Here is a 15,246-nt window from a genome sequence, read left to right as displayed (position 1 = left end):
CCGTCAGATTATTTTTTCGTTGGCCGCGGCGATCCCCGGCGGCGCTCAAGATCGAAATATAAAAGCAATTTGTCAATTAAAACATTTGCGGTCCCCGCCGACGGGTAAAGGACGCCGCGAGATCTGCACGAACGACGCCATGGTAGCGCAATCATAAATAGTGCCGACTGTCCGGGCCGTTACTTGGCGGGAACGCGCAGAGGCGCCGCAATCCGGGAAAAGTCCGCCAGGGACGCCTTGGCGACTTCCCGGTCATAGGTCAGCAAGCCGTTGATTTCCCCCTCGACGTCGGTCGTCTGCGTGTAGACCGATGCGCTCAGTCCATTTTCCCTGGCTTGACGCGCGACCTCGTCGACCTTGCGCTTGTAGCGCGCGAGATAGTCCTGCGCGTCGCTGGTGACCTGGTAACTCCACCGCTTGTCGGCGCGCCAGAGATGCCCGTCGATCGGGCGTCCGACACCGCCATATTCGCCGAGCACGATCGCGCGCTTGCTGTCGTGCGGCGGCGTATGCGGCACGTCTTCGTAGGTGTGGATATCGGCCACGTCCGAGACGTCGGGCGCGACGTCGAGCCAGCCGCTGTCGGCGTCGACCAGCCGGCTCGGGTCGATCCCCTTCACATAGCGGGCGAGCGTCGCGGAATCATATTGCCCCCACCCTTCATTGTTGACGACCCACAGCACGATCGACGGAAACCCGCGCAACGCGCCGATCATGTGCGCCAGCTCGTTCTGCTGCGCAGCCATCACGTCGGACGACAGCACGGCCTGGCTCTGGCTGGTACCGGTAACGAACTGGTCCTCGCCGCCGCCCGCAGGCATGTCCTGCCAGATCAGCATGCCAAGATGATCGGCATCGTAATAATACCGCGCCGGCTCGACCTTGATATGCTTGCGGACCATGTTGAAGCCCGCTTTCTTGAGGAACTCCAGGTCGGATCGCATCGCGCTCTCGGACGGCGGGGTCAGCAGACCGTCGGGCCACCAACCCTGGTCGAGCGTCCCGTTCTGGAAATAGGGCCTATTGTTGAGCAACAGCGCCGGCTGACCGGTCACCCTGCCCGGCCCCACCGAAATCTTGCGCATCGCAAAATACCCGTCGATCCGATCGCGCGGGGCACCCGCCACCGTCGCGGCCGCATAAGTCGCACCCTCGCCCTGCGTGAAGCGCGCGTCATAGGCGGTACGATCGCGGTCCGGCCTGCCGCGATAAGGATCGTCCACCGTCACCAGTTCGGCGACCAGGTCATAGAGAAACGGATCCTCCGGCGACCAGAGATGCGCCCCGGACACGTCCAGGCTCGCATGCCGGTTGGCCCGGACGATCGTCGTGGCGATCGTGCGTCCGCCCGACCGCACGCTGAGCCGGACCGCGTCGGTGTCGTGCGCCGATCCGTTCACCGCGACGTCGACCTCGACCTTGCCCCGATCGATATCCGCGATCGCCCGAACGTCGGCGATATGGAGCGCCGGGACCGGTTCGAGCCACACGGTCTGCCAGATCCCGCTGACCGCAGTGTACCAGATGCCGTCGGGATCGAGCGTCTGCTTGCCGCGCGGCTGGCTGCCCGCGCTGGTCGGGTCGGACACCTGCACCACCAGCGCATTGTCGCCAGGCTTGAGGAAGGCGGTGATGTCGAGGCCGAACGGATCCGATCCCCCTTCATGGCTCCCGACCAACGCGCCGTTCACCCAGACGTGCGCCGCGTGGTCGACCGCGCCGAAATTGAGCATGACATGCTGCCCCGCCCAGTCGGTCGGGATAGTGAAGGTCCGGCGATACCACAGGCGATCCTCGGGCCGCAGCTTGCGCGCAACGCCCGACAGACGTGACTCCACCGCGAACGGCACCAGAATCTTGCCGTCCATCGCGACGGGCATCGGCGCGGCGGCCTTGGTGATCGCATAGTCCCACGTGCCGTTGAGGGTTTGCCAGCGGCTGCGCGTCCATTGCGGACGCGGGTAGCTGCGCCAGGCGTTCTCCGGCGTGACGCCTTTGCCCCAGCGCGTCACCATCGCGCCGGTGTAGACCGAATCGGGCCGCTGCGGCGGCAGCGTCTGCGCAACGGCGCCGGCGGCATTCCACAGGCACGCTGCGGCGACGATCGCGCCGCGATGGCGGAAGCGCATCATGGCCGCCCCATCGACGGCGGGGCGTCCCCGACCGCGCTGCCCCAGGCCGGGTTGGGGTTCGGCCCCATCGTCAGCACGAACGTCGCGCCGTTCGCAACGTCGCCGTGCCGGAACCACGGCTTGCTCCAGGGTTTGCCGTTGAGCGTCGCCGACTGGATATAACCGTTCTGCGCCGAATTGTTGCGCGCGACGATGTCGAGCGTCTTGCCGTTGCCCATCTTCAACACCGCGCGATCGAACAGCGGACTGCCCAGAATGTAGACGTCGCTCGACGGATCGACCGGATAGAAGCCGAGCGCGCTCAACGCGTACCAGGACGATGTCGCGCCCTGGTCGTCCATCCCGGGATAGCCGTAGCCGCTGGCGTCGCTGCCATAGAGGTCGCGCAGGATGCGGCGGACGAGGGCCTGCGTCTTCCACGGCTGACCGCTCCACGCATACAGATACGGGGCCTGCTGGTCGGGCTGGTTGCCCTGGACGTATTGGCCGATCACGCCGGTACAGTCCCGACAGATACCGGTCGGATGATAGGGCGTTGCAAAGAACGCATCGAGCTTGGCATTGAACGCGGCACGGCCGCCGAGCAGATCGATCAACCCGGCCACGTCCTGCGGCACCAGCCACAGCGTCGACCAACCCGACGCCTCCTTCATCATGAAGTTATAATAGGGTTCGCGCGGATCGAACGGGGCAATCCATCGGCCGTCCGCGGTACGGCCGCGCATGAATCCGGTCGAGCGGTCGAACACATTGCGATAGTTGGCCGCCCGCTCCGCAAACAGCCGGGCATCGTCCCCATGCCCGAGCCGTGCGGCGAAATCCGCCAGCGCCGCGTCATCCCACGCGTATTCGAGCGTCGTCGCGGTGCCCGCCTTGCCGCCGGCATAAGGCGGGCTCGGGTTGCCGCGCGGGATCTCGTCCGAAATCCAGCCATTGCGCGCATATTCGGCAAGATACCCGCGCGGCCCGGTCGGGTCGGTCGCATTCTTGCGCAGGAAGGCATAGGCCGCCCGATAATCGAACGGGATCCCGCGCTTCATCGCCCCGGCGTAGAGGAACACGGCATTGTCGCCGTGGAACGAGGTGTTCATGAACCCCTGCTCCTGCGCCATGTCGAGTTCCGACTGCAGCACGTTCGCGGTCACCGCGGGTTCGAGCAGTTCGAGCAACACGATCTGGTTTCGGCCGGTATCCCAGAACGGCACCGGCCCGTAGCGGTCGTGGGAGGCGGTGCGGGTCTGGCCCTTGGTATCGGTGAAGCTCTCCCCCTTGCGCGCGACCAGCCGCGGGCTGGCGAAGGACTGGAACAGCGTCGAATAGAAGAGCATCCGCTGCTTCGCTGATCCGCCGCTGACCTGTACCCGGTCGAGCAGCGCTGCCCATTCGGCCCGGGCGCGTGCCCGCATGCCCTCGAAATCCCATCCCGGACTTTCCCCGCGAAGACGTTGCTCGGCGGCCGCATAGCTGGGGCCATGCGCGATCTTGACCAGCACCGTCTCGCTCGCGCGAGTGGTGAAATCGAGATAGGTTCCGGCGAAGCTGCCCGACAGCGCGCGGACCGCCGGAAGCACGTCCTTGTCGCCGATCCCATAACCGCGACGGTCGCCGGGCGCCTTGCGAAACGTCCCGAAACTCTTGAACGGTTTGGAGAATTCCGCGACGAAATAGCGCCCGTCGCGCGCATCGATGTCGCCGTTCGGTTCGGCGATGCCGCGCACGACATGATCTCCCACGATCTCGACCGATCCCCCCTCACCCGGCAGGTTGAGAATGACGTGGGCGCGTTCGGTCGCTGGAAAGGTGAAGCGCATCAGCGCGGTCGCCTGCGTCGCGGTGAGTTCGACCTTCGTCCTGAAGCTGTCGAGGAATACCGAGTAATAGCCTGGCGCGGCCGTCTCGCGCGCCTTGTCGTAATAGGCTTCGCTATATGCGGGGGGGACGGTCCAGTCGCCGACGACCGGCATCACCATCGGCTGCGCCCGCGCGCCATAGGTCGGGCCGCCACCCCCGGTGAAGCCGATCATCGTCGGGTTGGTATAATAATAGGGCGTCGCGACCCCCGACGGATAGCTGAGCGCGACGTTGAGATTGACCGGCGCCGCCTCGACCGCGCTGTGCGGCAGCCGCGCGCCCGGCGAGGTTATGCCGGAATAGAGCGGTTCGCCGGCCGGCGGCGCGTTGCCGATCAGGTCGGGGCGGTCGAGCGGCGCGGTACCGACCAGCGGGTTGGCCTGGTCGACCGGCGCGACGCTGGACTGTGCCAGCGCGCCCCCCGCACCGAACAGGGCGGCCATCGGTATCCAGGGCAGGATCATCGACCCTTTGGAGCGGCGTTGCCGCCCGGACGCATTCGAGGCCATCCCAGTTTCCTCTCCACCACGATCACCGCCAAGTCGGCGCGCGACGTCGCCTTCGCCGGCGATCTTCGTGCGGTGAATCTGGATTAATAAAACATTTTGTCAATTTTAATATTCGAGAGCTGGTCCCGCCCGGGAATCCTTCCGACACGGTGCATCGTACGGCACGTTTGCGAGGCTGCATTCGCATGCACATTCGGTTAAGTAAGAACGCTTTAAGGGGCGTTATGACCGAGTTTGATGAAGCCCGCCCCGAGGCGATGCGGCGCGCGGCGTGGTTGCTCGACATGTTGCCGGGACTCGTCGCCTATTTCGACCGCACCCTTCACTATCGCTACGCCAATGCGACATATGCCGCCTGGAGCGGACATGATCCCGCCTGGATCGTCGGGCGATCCTGCCGTGAAGTCGTCGGCGAGATGAACTACCCCCAGGTCCTGCCCCGGCTCGAAGAAGCGCTGCAAGGGCAACGGGTCACCTACGAATACACGCTGTTCGACGGGCCCGAAGCGCGTCGGGTGCAGGGCAGCTACGTCCCCGATCTGGACGATCGCGGCGTCGTTCGCGGTATCGTCGTGCTGGTCACCGACATCAGCGTTCGCCGCGACCTTGAGGCACGGATCGCGGAAACCGAAGGCATGTTTGATGACGCCTTTCGCCATGCCCCGGTGGGAATGGCGGTATCCGACCCCAGCGGTCGCCTGGAACGGGTGAACCAGGCCTTTGCGACCATGCTCGGCCGGCCGATCGAACATCTCGTGGGAACCGACTTTCGCACGATTACCCATCCCGACGATATCGAGGCGGAAGATCGCCGGTTCGGGCAGGTGGCCGATGGCCGTCGCGACGGCTATCGCATGGACAAGCGCTTTCTGCGTCCGGGGGGCGAGATCGTCCATACGACCCTCGCCGTGTCCGCGGTCCGGGACGGTGAGGGCAAGCCGGTCCGGTTCATCGCGCAGATCGAGGACGTCACCGACCGGCGTCGCGCCGAACGCGAACAGCAGGAAATCAACGCGCGACTGACGCTGGCGATGGAGGCGGTGCGGGGCGGCTTCTGGCATATCGACGTGACGAGCCGCCGCTTCGAGATGTCGCCGTCCTTCCTGCGCTTCGTCGTCGGCAGCGACGTCGGTGGTTCGCTCGATCTCGACGATTATGCCAGCCGCATCCTGCCGACGACTCGCGAGGGGGCATCGGTGCAGGCGCTGCTCGACGGAACCATGGACGAGACGTCGGTGGAATATGAGCTGCAGACCGTCGATGGACCGCGATGGATGCGTTGCGACCGCCGCTTGCTACGCGCGCCGGACGGAACGCCGCGCCGGATCGTCGGGGTCTCGATCGACATCTCCGAAGACCACGAACGCCAGCGGAAAGCCGAGCTCGCAGCGGAGACTGATCCGCTGACCGGGCTGCTCAACCGACGCGGCCTCGACGAGCGTCTCGCACAGATCCGGTCTGGGCTCCCGATCGGCGTTCTCGCGATCGACCTTGACCGGTTCAAGGCAGTCAACGACGGCTTCGGCCACCTCGTGGGTGACGCAGTGCTGGTCGAAGTGGCGGAGCGGCTGCGCAACGCCGTCCGCCCGACCGATCATCTCGCGCGTCTGGGCGGCGACGAATTCGCGGTTCTCCTGCCGGACTCCTCGCCCGAGCGGGTCGCGATCGTGGTGGCGCGGATCGAGCGCGCGCTCAATCACCCGATGACATGGGTCGATGCGGTCGTGCCGATCCATGCAAGCATAGGCGCCGTGACGATGGCGAACGCGCAGGCCGGCGGAGCGGCGGAAGGTTTCGGCACGGCCTGGCGGCGGGCAGATGCCGCGCTTTACGATACGAAACGGGTCCGCCATCTGCAGTTGCCCGTCCCGTCCGAGGGCCATGCCGTGAGCCCGCCCGCTCGTCCCCCGCAGGGGTAGCCGCGGCGCCCGGCCTTCTGAGCGCCACCGTCGGATCGTGATCAGGCGGATCGACGGCAACGCCTGACGAGCCTCGCCCGGATCGCGTCGTCGGTCGGCACGCTGCTATGCCTCGCAGCCTCGGCCGGCCGGATGTCGTGGCGCCCGGCGTGCCCCCGGCGCAGGTCGCGCCAAGGCCGCTCCAGGCCACACCGCCCAAAACCGCCGCCGCCCGTTCAGAAGCCGGCAAAGGCCACCGCGAACAGGATCAGCGCCAGGAAGACAATTCCGACCAGTTCGAACACATTCGCCACGCGTTTCACGATCTGCAACGCTCTACTCCCCCAACACTCGCCGCTTGCGCGATCGCCTCCGCCGATATTCGGCGTCAAGCGACCGGCCATGCCCGATAACGGCAGCCATGGCGGCGGGACAAAGGCCCGCTGCCCACCACGATACGCATGGCTACCGCTCGGATACGGGAAACGTAAACCAACCGATTCGATCCGCAATGTTACAATTACGTAACATCCGCGACGGACCGATGACGACGTGCCCCATATCGGGATGGCGGGCGTCGTCGTCCCGTCCCGCTACGCCAACCAGCGCGACGTCGTTACAGCGCCGTGGTTCGGGTGACTGCCGCGACGATCTCCTGGTCCGTGGCAACATGCTCCTCGATGATGCACCGCAGGTCGAGACCGCTGATGCCATGCGCGGAGACGACGCTCGCCTGCGCGACGTTGAGCCCGTCGGACGACGCATAGCGCAACGACGATCCGGCGGCCGCATGGGGGTGCTGCAGGTGATAGGCATAGCTGCCCGTCGTGGCGACCACCCGGTTCTTGTGATCGACGATCGATGCGACGCACATCGCCCCGGCCTTGTTGACGACGCGCATGATCGCCTCGGTCTGCCCCTCGAAGTCGAATTCCAGGTAACATACGCCAATCGTCGCGCCTTCCAGACGCACCGGTGCGACATAGACCAGCACCTTCCGCCCGTTCGACCAGGGATTCTCCCAGACTTCGTCGGTCATCCAGAGCACCTCCGGCGGCGCGCCAAGCGCCCGTTGAAACTGCCCGTATTCCTTGAAGTTGACGCCCCGCACCGCGGCGTTTTCATGCGCGCAGGCGGCGACTTCGCCGTCGCCGTTCACGATGAAGGCGTTGAGGAAATAGGGGGAGCAGCCGAGCAAGGCGCGCAACCGGTCGAGCGCGCGCGCATCGATCCGCGGGGTTGCGTGTTCGACCAGCAGCGCCTCGGCGATGGAATAGTCCGTCGCCAGCATCCGCACGTCGATCGAACGGTCGAACAAGGTCCGCGCCAGCGTGTCCGCGATCGACTGCGCCAGGTCGGTCAGCCGGCCGCCCTCCATCTCCTTGGCCAGTTCGTCCGCGATCATCGCGCCCTGATGAAGGTAGGTCAGGACCTGGTCCCGGAAGCTCGCCGACGACGCGCGCGCGAGGCCCGCCAAGCTCTTCACTTCCTGCGCCACCACGGTGAAGCCGCGCCCTGCGTCACCCGCCCGCGCGGCCTCGATCGTCGCGTTCAGGGCAAGCAGGTTGGTCCTGCCGGCAATCGCCTCCGATTGGTGGACATGCGCCGTGACCTGTTCGCTCAAGGTGTTCAACAGGGAGCGGATACGACGCGGCATCGGTAACTTTCGGCTAATCTTCGAACGGGTTAGCGTACGAAGGTTAATATGCCATAGCCATCGACGGTGTTGCTCGGGTCAATGCGACCCCGCGGCAAAGGCGCACGTCCGCCCAGGTTCAGGCCGCGCCGCCGCTCGGCGCGATCCGCATCTCCCCCGCCCGGTGCACCGTGGTAAGCCCACGATAATCCCGGATGGCTGGATATTCGGTCACAACCGGATGGGAATGGGTCGCGGTGATGACGACGACCGCGGCCCCGGCGGCCCGACCGGCTTCGATCCCGGCGGGTGCATCCTCGAAGACGAGGCAGCGGGTGACGTCCAGCTCCAGCCGCCGCGCGGCCTCGACGTAGCAATCCGGTGCGGGCTTGCCGACCGCAATGTCCTCGGCGGTGATGAACAAGGGCGGCGGGACGAGACCCGCCGCCTCGAGACGCGCCTCGGCGAGCGGGCGGGTGGCGGACGTCACGATCGCCCAGCCATGGTCCGGCAAGCTCGCGACGAAGTCGGCCGCGCCGTCGATCGCGCGCACTCCCGCCAGGTCGGCAAGTTCTTCGCGGGCGATCCAGTCCGCCTCCTGCTGCGGATCGATCCCGGGAATGTCGAGCCGGCGAATGGTTTCGAGTGTCTGCACGCCATGGATACGCGGCAGGATCTCGGCCGGATCGAACCCGTGATGACGCAACCAGCGTGACCAGACCCGCTCGGCGGATTCGATCGACGTGAGCAGGGTTCCGTCCATGTCGAACAGGCAAGCCTGGAACGATTGATCGGCATAGGGTCCGGCAGCGGACGAGGCGGGGTCAGTCATGGGCAGGCGTTCGTCGAATTTCCCGCGCGGATCAAGGGTGCACAAGCCGCGCCTTGGCCCGCGTCCAGATCACTCTTGCGGCTTCATCCGCGCCTGATGGTATTTCATGCGGATGACGATTGCCGCGATCATGTGCAGCGCGGCGATCCCGAGCAGGAACAGCGGCAGGATCATCGGGATCTGCGGTGCATATCGCGCACGGACCAGCGCAAGGATCGCCGCGACGATCGCAAGCGCGACCCCCAGCCAGCGGACCGGCCGCGCGACCATCCGCAATTCGCGCTGGTATGCGGCCCGCTCTGCCGGGTCATTCAATTTGGGGCGAGGCGTCATCGGGCTTTCCAATCGGTCGTGAGCATCCCCCAGCGGAAGGTGTCGCGCACGCCGATATGCGTCTCCCATTCCGCCCGCAAGCGGCCGTTACGCAGGATAACGATGGTGGTGTCATCGCCGTGGCGCGTCATCGCCCGGGCGCGCCATGGCCGGAACGGTTCGGCGAAACGGGCCCGCACGACCCCTCGACCGGTGCAAACAGGCCATGCGAACAGCAGGTTATGGTCGCAGCCATGCGGTTTCGCGAGCCGGACTCGATGTCACCCCGTCAACGCCGCGACCAGCGCCTTGACCTTCTTCTGCCGCCACTGGGGGAGCGGCGCGACCAGCCAATAGCCCAGCCGATACGCCTTCGCCTCCCCGACCGCGACGATCCGCCCCGAGGCGAGATCCGCCGTCGCGAGCAGCTCGGGTACGGTCGCGCGGCCAAGTCCCTGTGCGGCGGCGTCGAGCGCAAGACCGGCGTCGCTCACGCGCACCAGCGAGACGCCGTCGTCATCCCCGCAGCCGGGCCAGGAAATGCGCGTGTCCGCCCCCCCGCCCGGGCGCTCGACCGTCACCATTCCGGCGGATTCGATCGCCTCGCCCTCATGCTCGCCCGGGCCATCGCCCCAGCGGATCGCGAGATCGAGATTGGCCTCGGTAAAGTCGATGGCCGCACCGGCCCCCGCGACGTCGGCCGAGATGAGCACGAACCGCAGTTCGGGATCGGCGCGCGCGATATCCGCGAGGCGGGGCATCAGCCATTTTTCGGTCAGATCGCGGGGCGCAGCAATGGTCAGCGACTTGCTCGTCTGCCCCGCCTGCATCGCGCGGACGGCTTCCTCGAACTGGAGGAAGCCATGCCGGAGCGCAGCGAGGCCCCCCTCGCCCTCCGGGGTCAGTTCGAGACCCTTGGTGGTGCGGCGGAACAGCACGACCCCGAGCGTATCCTCGAGCGCGCGGATCTGCTGCCCGACCGCTGCCGGCGTGACGGCGAGTTCGTCGGCGGCGCGAGTGAAGCTCAGGTGGCGCGCGGCGGCATCGAGCACGCGCAGGCCGTTCAAGGGCAGGTGAGTGCGCTTCATGTCGCCCCCGTCACCCGGCCAAGGCCGCGGCCGCCCTGTCAGGACGGACCAGCCGACCTTGCGCGGCCAACGTGGCGGCCCCGCCCCGCGCCGGGGTGGCGGACGTGGCGTTCATACCCCGACCGCCGGAGCGATCAGCGAGAAGCGCGGGATGTCGACGTCGAACCCGGCGCCATCCTCCCCTAGCATGTGATAGCTGCCGACCATCGCGCCACTGGGCGTCGACAGCGGGCAACCGGAGACATAATCGAAGCTTTCGCCCGGCTCGATCATCGGCTGTTCGCCGATCACGCCTTCGCCCTCGACCGAATGCCGCGCGCCGCGGCCATCGGTGATGATCCAGTGGCGGGTGAGCAGCTGTACAGCCCCGTCCGAGTCGTTTTCGATCCGGATGTGATAGGCCCAGAACCACCGGCCGCGGTCCGGTTCGGACTGTTCGGGCAGGAAGCTGACCGACACGCGCACGATGACGCCGCGCGTTTCGGCGACATGGGGGAAGAGGGCTTTCACGCGGCGACCCCTTGTTGGTCCCGTGCGCCGGCGAGAGCAGGCGTCCAAGACCGCAGCCCGCTCACAACCCCACCGCCGTCAACGCGCGGTCGATGTCCTCGATCACGTCGTCGGCATCCTCGAGCCCGACGTTGAGCCGCAGCAACCCCTCGGTCACGCCCATTTCGAGCCGTTTGTCCTCGGCGACGCTTGCATGCGTGGTCGACGCCGGATGCGTCATCAGCGAGCGCGAGTCGCCGATGTTGTTCGAGATGTCGACCAGCTGGAGCGCATCGAGCAACCCGTGCGCCTGCGTGCGATCCGCGACCTCGAACGCGAAAATCGGTCCGCACGCTTCCATCTGGCGCATCGCGAGATCGTGTTGCGGATGGCTCGGCAGCCCGGGATGGAGGATCCGCGGCACCCGCCCCTCGATCAGGCGCCCGACCTTGAGCGCATTCTCCGACTGGCGGCGGATCCGCAGGTCGAGCGTCTCCAGTCCCTTGAGCACGACCCAGGCGTTGAACGCGCTGAGCGTCGGCCCCGTGTTGCGGGTGAAGGGCAGCAGCGTGTCGTTGATGAACGCCTCGGTCCCGCACACCGCGCCCGCGAGCACGCGCCCCTGCCCGTCCATCATCTTGGTCGCGCTATAGGCGGTGACGTCCGCGCCGAACTCCATCGGGCGCTGGAGCGCGGGCGTGGCGAACGCATTGTCGACCACCGACGTGATCCCGCGCGCGCGCGCGATGTCGCACACCGCCTTCAGGTCGACCACGTCCATCGTCGGGTTGGCGGGCGTCTCGAAGAAGAACACCTTGGTGTTGGGGCGGCACGCATCCTCGAACTGCTGCGGGTCACGCGCGTCGATCGTCGTCGTCTCGATCCCGAACTTCGGCAGCAGCGTATCGACCAGCCAGCGGCACGATCCGAACGCCGCGCGGCCTGCGACGACATGGTCGCCCGCCTGGAGCTGGCACAGCAGCACCGCGGTCATCGCTGCCATGCCGGTCGCCATCGTGCGGCACGCTTCCGCCCCCTCGAGCAACGCGATGCGATGCTCGAGCATCTCGACCGTCGGGTTCTGCAGCCGCGAATAGGTCATGCCGGTCTGTTCGCCGGCAAAGCGCGCGGCGGCGTCGGCCGCGCAATCATAGGCATAGCCCGAGGTGAGGAAGAGTGCTTCCGACGTCTCCCCCCATTCGCTGCGCGCGGTGCCGCCGCGCACGGCTTGGGTCGCGGGGCGCCACTGGCGGGTGATGCTCTGGTCTTGTCCGGTCCGGCGTTTCATGGCGTACGCTTTGCCGGGTGGCGGCGGGGCGCGTCAATGCCTCATGCCCGCAAGGCCGCTTGAAAGCCGCGCGGATCGGCTGGATAGAGGCGAGCGTGAGCGAGGCCCGACCCCATCCGTATCGCGCCGCCGCCGCGCTTGGCGTGCTCGCGCAACTGCTGTTCAGCTATCGCCTGACGATCCCGACCAAGCTGATGTTCGACGAGACGCATTACGTCCCCGCCGCGCGCACGCTGATCGCGCTCACCGGGCCGACCAATATCGAGCATCCCCTGCTCGCCAAGGAGATCATCGCCGGCGGGATCCTGCTGTTCGGGGATAACAGCCTGGGCTGGCGGTTCTTCTCGACGCTGGCGGGAACGGCGACTGTGCTGGGCGTGTTCGCGATCGTCCTGTTGATGGTTGGACGGGTGCGCCCGGCGGTGTTCGGCGCGCTGTTCACGCTCTTCAACTTCACCGTTTTCGTCCAGGCACGGATCGGGATGCTCGACGGGTTCATGGCGGCGTTCGTCGTCACCGGGCTTGCCGCGTTGCTGTGGGCGATGCGCGCGCCAGAGGGTCGGCACGCATGGGCGCGCTGGATCGGCGGTGCCGTGCTGCTCGGGCTCGCGGTTGCGGCGAAGTGGATCGCGGCCCCGCTGATCGCGTTCGCCGCGCTGGGTTTCATCCTGCTCCGTCTGCACGACGCCCGCCTGCGCGGACGATCGGTGTTCGCGGCGCTCAACGCCGGCACGAACCGCCATTGGCCCGGGATGGCGGCCATTCCGGCGGTGCTGGTCCTCGGTGCGGTCAGCATCGCGACGTATCTGGCGACCTTTGCCCCGGCCTTCTTCTACCTGCACGATCCGATGACGCTGGGGACGCTGCTGCCGTTCCAGAAGCACATGTACGACCGCCAGACGATGCCGCTGCCGAAGCATCCGTATCAATCGGGCTGGTGGTCCTGGCCGATCATGGTGCGCCCCATCTGGTACCTCTACGAACGGGTCGACGGCGCGCAGCGCGGGGTGCTGCTGATCGGCAATGTCGCCATTCTGTGGGGCGGGCTGATCGCGGTCGCGGCGTGCCTCGTGGAGGGTGTCCGCGCGCGGTCGCCGCGGCTGCTGGCGGCTGCCGGTCTGTGGCTGGGCAGCTACGCGATCTGGGTGGTGATCCCCAAGAAGATCGGGTTCTTTTATTACTATTATCTCCCCAGCATCGCACTGTGCGTCGCGCTGGCGCTGGCGTTCGACCATTTTCCGGCGGCACGGCGGAGGGATACGGCGTTTCTCGCAGGGGTGATCGCGCTGTTCGCGATATTCTATCCGGTGTTGTCGGCGGCGCCGCTGCCCGGGCCGGGCGCGTTTCGGTACTGGACGTGGTCGTCGACCTGGGTGTGAGACCCTCTTCCCGGTCCCTGCCGTCCGCTCGCAACGAACGGCTGGCGATGTGCCTGGTCCCCCGCCAAAAGAAAAGGGCGCGCGGGTTGCCCCGGGCGCCCTTCCAGTTCGAACCGTGCTTGGGAACGGCCCGATCTGTCGCTTACATGCCGTTCGCGAGGTTGGTGTCGGGATCGTTGGTGCGCATGTCGGTCGCCTGGTTCTGGCCGACGGCGCGAACCGAGTCCGCCTTGTTATCGAGCATGTCCTTGCCCGCGACGGTCGAGGCGTTGTCCGCTGCGTCCTCGAGGTTGTCGGCGACCGCCTCGGTGTTGGCTTCGATATTGTCAGCAGCCTGCTCGCGCGGGGTGGAGTTGCACGCGGCCAGCGAAACGAGGCCGGCTGCGGCTGCAAAAACAATCATCTTCTTCATTATGCGTCACCCTATAGCGATCGGCTCGAGGCCGAAGGGTCCCAATTCCCCGCAGGCGGATTTGTTCCCTTCGGCGCGGCGGCGCACCGGGCCGAGCGGGTCGCCGCTCAGTCCAGCGTCAGCACGATCTTGCCGACATGGTCGCCCGCCTCCATCCGGCGATGCGCCGCGGGTGCCTCGGCCAGCGGGAAGGTGCGATCGAGCACGGGCTTCAGCCGGCCAGCCTCGACATGCGGCCACACGGTGCGGTGGAGTTCGTCCGCGACCAGTGCCTTGAACGCCTCGTCGCGTGCGCGCAAAGTCGACCCGGTCAGCGTGAGCCGGCGGCGCATGATCTCGAAGATCGGGATCGTCGCCATCGCGCCGCCCTGCACCGCGATCGATACGTGCCTGCCGTCCTCGGCCAGGCACTTCAGGTTGCGCGCGACGTAATCGCCGCCGACCATGTCGAGCACCACCGCGCAGCCGGCACCCTCGGTGATGGCCTTGACCCGCTCGACGAAGTCCTCGGTCTTGTAGTTGATGGCATGAGCCGCGCCGAGCGCCTTGGCGGAGGCGCATTTGTCATCCGACCCGGCCGTCACGATCACGGTCAGCCCGAAGATCGCGCCCAGCGCGATCGCCATCGTCCCGATCCCGCTCGTGCCGCCATGCACCAGCACGGTATCGCCCTCGGTGGCATAGCCGCGCTCGAACAGATTGGTCCACACGGTGAACAGCGTCTCGGGCAAGGCCGCTGCCTCGACCATCGACAGCGCGTTCGGCACGGGCAGCACCTGCCCCGCCGCCACCGCGACATATTCGGCATAGCCACCGCCGGCGACCAGTGCGCAGACCGGCTGTCCGATGAAAGTGCCCGACACGTCGTCACCCTGCGCGACCACGGTACCCGCGATCTCGAGCCCGAGGATCGACGGTGCGCCCGGCGGCGGCGGATAGCCGCCCATGCGCTGCAACACGTCGGGCCGGTTGACGCCCGCGGCGACGACCCGGATCAGTAGCTCATGGGGTTGCAGAGTCGGCACGGGCCGTTCGACGACCGTCAGGACCTCCGGCCCTCCGGCAGTATCGGGATCGATCGCACGCATCGTCGCTGGCAAGTTTTGCATCAATCTCAGGCCCTGTCCCTGCCAACGGTCTCGGCCAGTCCCGTTTCGTCGGCGCGCCTTATTGACATCCCCTGCGCGCGGGTCAACGATCCTCGGCATGGACATCGACGAGATTCTCCCGGGCAAGGCGGGCGATCCGCTCGCTGCGGTCATCGCACAGGACCTCGATCCGCTCTCGGTCAAGGAGCTCGACGATCGTATTGCCGCGCTAGAACGCGAGATCGCGCGGACCAGGGGAAAACGGGAGGCCGCGGTCAACCATCGCGCAACGGCAGATATGCTCTTTAAGTCGTAAAGATACGTATCCCGGA

General features: G+C 66.8%; 13 protein-coding genes and 1 pseudogene. 3 read left to right on the top strand and 11 right to left on the bottom strand.

The genetic code is table 11. The features are described from left to right. Positions 1 to 179: 179 nt before the first annotated feature. Both L8G49_RS06705 and L8G49_RS06700 read right to left on the bottom strand, forming a co-directional pair. Complete coding sequence (locus L8G49_RS06705; RefSeq protein WP_242183425.1) at positions 180 to 2,132, bottom strand: sugar-binding domain-containing protein; 1,953 nt, start codon at positions 2,130 to 2,132, stop codon at positions 180 to 182. Then, on the bottom strand, positions 2,129 to 4,447 hold the full coding sequence (locus tag L8G49_RS06700; protein WP_242183424.1) for a GH92 family glycosyl hydrolase: 2,319 nt from the start codon (positions 4,445 to 4,447) through the stop codon (positions 2,129 to 2,131). The genes L8G49_RS06705 and L8G49_RS06700 overlap by 4 nt, the downstream gene beginning before the upstream one ends. A gap of 269 nt (positions 4,448 to 4,716) precedes the next feature. On the opposite strand from L8G49_RS06700, the gene L8G49_RS06695 reads away from it, so the two are divergent. After that, complete coding sequence (locus tag L8G49_RS06695) at positions 4,717 to 6,411, top strand: GGDEF and EAL domain-containing protein (protein ID WP_242183423.1); 1,695 nt, start codon at positions 4,717 to 4,719, stop codon at positions 6,409 to 6,411. 1,432 nt (positions 6,412 to 7,843) lie between these two features. On the opposite strand, the pseudogene L8G49_RS21095 reads toward L8G49_RS06695, so the two are convergent. From L8G49_RS21095 to metZ, 7 genes and pseudogenes are all read right to left on the bottom strand, one after another. Next, positions 7,844 to 8,047, bottom strand: a pseudogene (locus L8G49_RS21095) (methyl-accepting chemotaxis protein); the annotation flags it as partial. A gap of 118 nt (positions 8,048 to 8,165) precedes the next feature. Continuing rightward, positions 8,166 to 8,858, bottom strand: a complete 693-nt coding sequence (locus L8G49_RS06685; protein ID WP_242183422.1) for an HAD-IA family hydrolase — start codon at positions 8,856 to 8,858, stop codon at positions 8,166 to 8,168. Positions 8,859 to 8,927: 69 nt separating this feature from the next. Beyond that, positions 8,928 to 9,191, bottom strand: coding sequence for a hypothetical protein (locus tag L8G49_RS06680; protein ID WP_242183421.1), 264 nt, complete (start codon positions 9,189 to 9,191; stop codon positions 8,928 to 8,930). After that, entirely contained in the window at positions 9,188 to 9,322 is a 135-nt protein-coding gene (locus tag L8G49_RS20970) for a hypothetical protein (protein ID WP_277923120.1), read from the bottom strand. Before L8G49_RS20970 ends, L8G49_RS06680 begins: the two co-directional genes overlap by 4 nt. 129 nt (positions 9,323 to 9,451) lie before the next feature. After that, positions 9,452 to 10,258 (bottom strand): LysR family transcriptional regulator, encoded by an 807-nt coding sequence (locus L8G49_RS06675; protein WP_242183420.1) that lies wholly within the window; start codon positions 10,256 to 10,258, stop codon positions 9,452 to 9,454. Positions 10,259 to 10,369: 111 nt separating this feature from the next. Then, the gene (gene apaG, locus L8G49_RS06670; protein ID WP_242139510.1) at positions 10,370 to 10,768 is read right to left on the bottom strand and encodes a Co2+/Mg2+ efflux protein ApaG; all 399 of its coding nucleotides are present in this window, start codon (positions 10,766 to 10,768) and stop codon (positions 10,370 to 10,372) included. A 61-nt stretch (positions 10,769 to 10,829) separates the two neighbouring features. Beyond that, positions 10,830 to 12,035, bottom strand: a complete 1,206-nt coding sequence (metZ, locus tag L8G49_RS06665; RefSeq protein WP_242183419.1) for an O-succinylhomoserine sulfhydrylase — start codon at positions 12,033 to 12,035, stop codon at positions 10,830 to 10,832. A 95-nt stretch (positions 12,036 to 12,130) separates the two neighbouring features. Between metZ and L8G49_RS06660 the strand changes: the two genes are divergently transcribed. Further along, positions 12,131 to 13,414, top strand: a complete 1,284-nt coding sequence (locus L8G49_RS06660; protein ID WP_242183418.1) for a phospholipid carrier-dependent glycosyltransferase — start codon at positions 12,131 to 12,133, stop codon at positions 13,412 to 13,414. A 142-nt stretch (positions 13,415 to 13,556) separates the two neighbouring features. Here the strand turns inward: L8G49_RS06660 and L8G49_RS06655 are convergent, their stop codons facing one another. Together L8G49_RS06655 and L8G49_RS06650 are read right to left on the bottom strand one after the other, a co-directional pair. After that, entirely contained in the window at positions 13,557 to 13,826 is a 270-nt protein-coding gene (locus tag L8G49_RS06655) for a hypothetical protein (protein WP_242139507.1), read from the bottom strand. 107 nt (positions 13,827 to 13,933) lie between these two features. Further along, positions 13,934 to 14,935: an NAD(P)H-quinone oxidoreductase gene (locus L8G49_RS06650; protein WP_242139506.1), complete on the bottom strand. Its 1,002-nt coding sequence runs from the start codon at positions 14,933 to 14,935 to the stop codon at positions 13,934 to 13,936. A 97-nt stretch (positions 14,936 to 15,032) separates the two neighbouring features. On the opposite strand from L8G49_RS06650, the gene L8G49_RS06645 reads away from it, so the two are divergent. Next, positions 15,033 to 15,230, top strand: coding sequence for a DUF1192 domain-containing protein (locus tag L8G49_RS06645; protein WP_242139505.1), 198 nt, complete (start codon positions 15,033 to 15,035; stop codon positions 15,228 to 15,230). Positions 15,231 to 15,246: the final 16 nt, after the last annotated feature.

The sequence above is a fragment of the Sphingomonas sp. CARO-RG-8B-R24-01 genome (assembly GCF_022662295.1).
Classification (GTDB): domain Bacteria; phylum Pseudomonadota; class Alphaproteobacteria; order Sphingomonadales; family Sphingomonadaceae; genus Sphingomonas.
Note: the sequence above shows the minus strand (reverse complement) of the source record. Positions and strands in the feature narration are given on the sequence as shown.

What these genes read in the sequence shown, in the direction of transcription:
- metZ (WP_242183419.1), bottom strand. Translation starts at nt 12,035, where the DNA reads ATGAAACGCCGGACCGGACAAGACCAGAGCATCACCCGCCAGTGGCGC.
- L8G49_RS06675 (WP_242183420.1), bottom strand. Translation starts at nt 10,258, where the DNA reads ATGAAGCGCACTCACCTGCCCTTGAACGGCCTGCGCGTGCTCGATGCC.
- L8G49_RS06695 (WP_242183423.1), top strand. Translation starts at nt 4,717, where the DNA reads ATGACCGAGTTTGATGAAGCCCGCCCCGAGGCGATGCGGCGCGCGGCG.
- L8G49_RS06705 (WP_242183425.1), bottom strand. Translation starts at nt 2,132, where the DNA reads ATGATGCGCTTCCGCCATCGCGGCGCGATCGTCGCCGCAGCGTGCCTG.
- L8G49_RS06655 (WP_242139507.1), bottom strand. Translation starts at nt 13,826, where the DNA reads ATGAAGAAGATGATTGTTTTTGCAGCCGCAGCCGGCCTCGTTTCGCTG.
- L8G49_RS06650 (WP_242139506.1), bottom strand. Translation starts at nt 14,935, where the DNA reads ATGCAAAACTTGCCAGCGACGATGCGTGCGATCGATCCCGATACTGCC.
- L8G49_RS06680 (WP_242183421.1), bottom strand. Translation starts at nt 9,191, where the DNA reads ATGACGCCTCGCCCCAAATTGAATGACCCGGCAGAGCGGGCCGCATAC.
- L8G49_RS06685 (WP_242183422.1), bottom strand. Translation starts at nt 8,858, where the DNA reads ATGACTGACCCCGCCTCGTCCGCTGCCGGACCCTATGCCGATCAATCG.
- L8G49_RS06700 (WP_242183424.1), bottom strand. Translation starts at nt 4,447, where the DNA reads ATGATCCTGCCCTGGATACCGATGGCCGCCCTGTTCGGTGCGGGGGGC.
- L8G49_RS06645 (WP_242139505.1), top strand. Translation starts at nt 15,033, where the DNA reads ATGGACATCGACGAGATTCTCCCGGGCAAGGCGGGCGATCCGCTCGCT.
- L8G49_RS20970 (WP_277923120.1), bottom strand. Translation starts at nt 9,322, where the DNA reads ATGACGCGCCACGGCGATGACACCACCATCGTTATCCTGCGTAACGGC.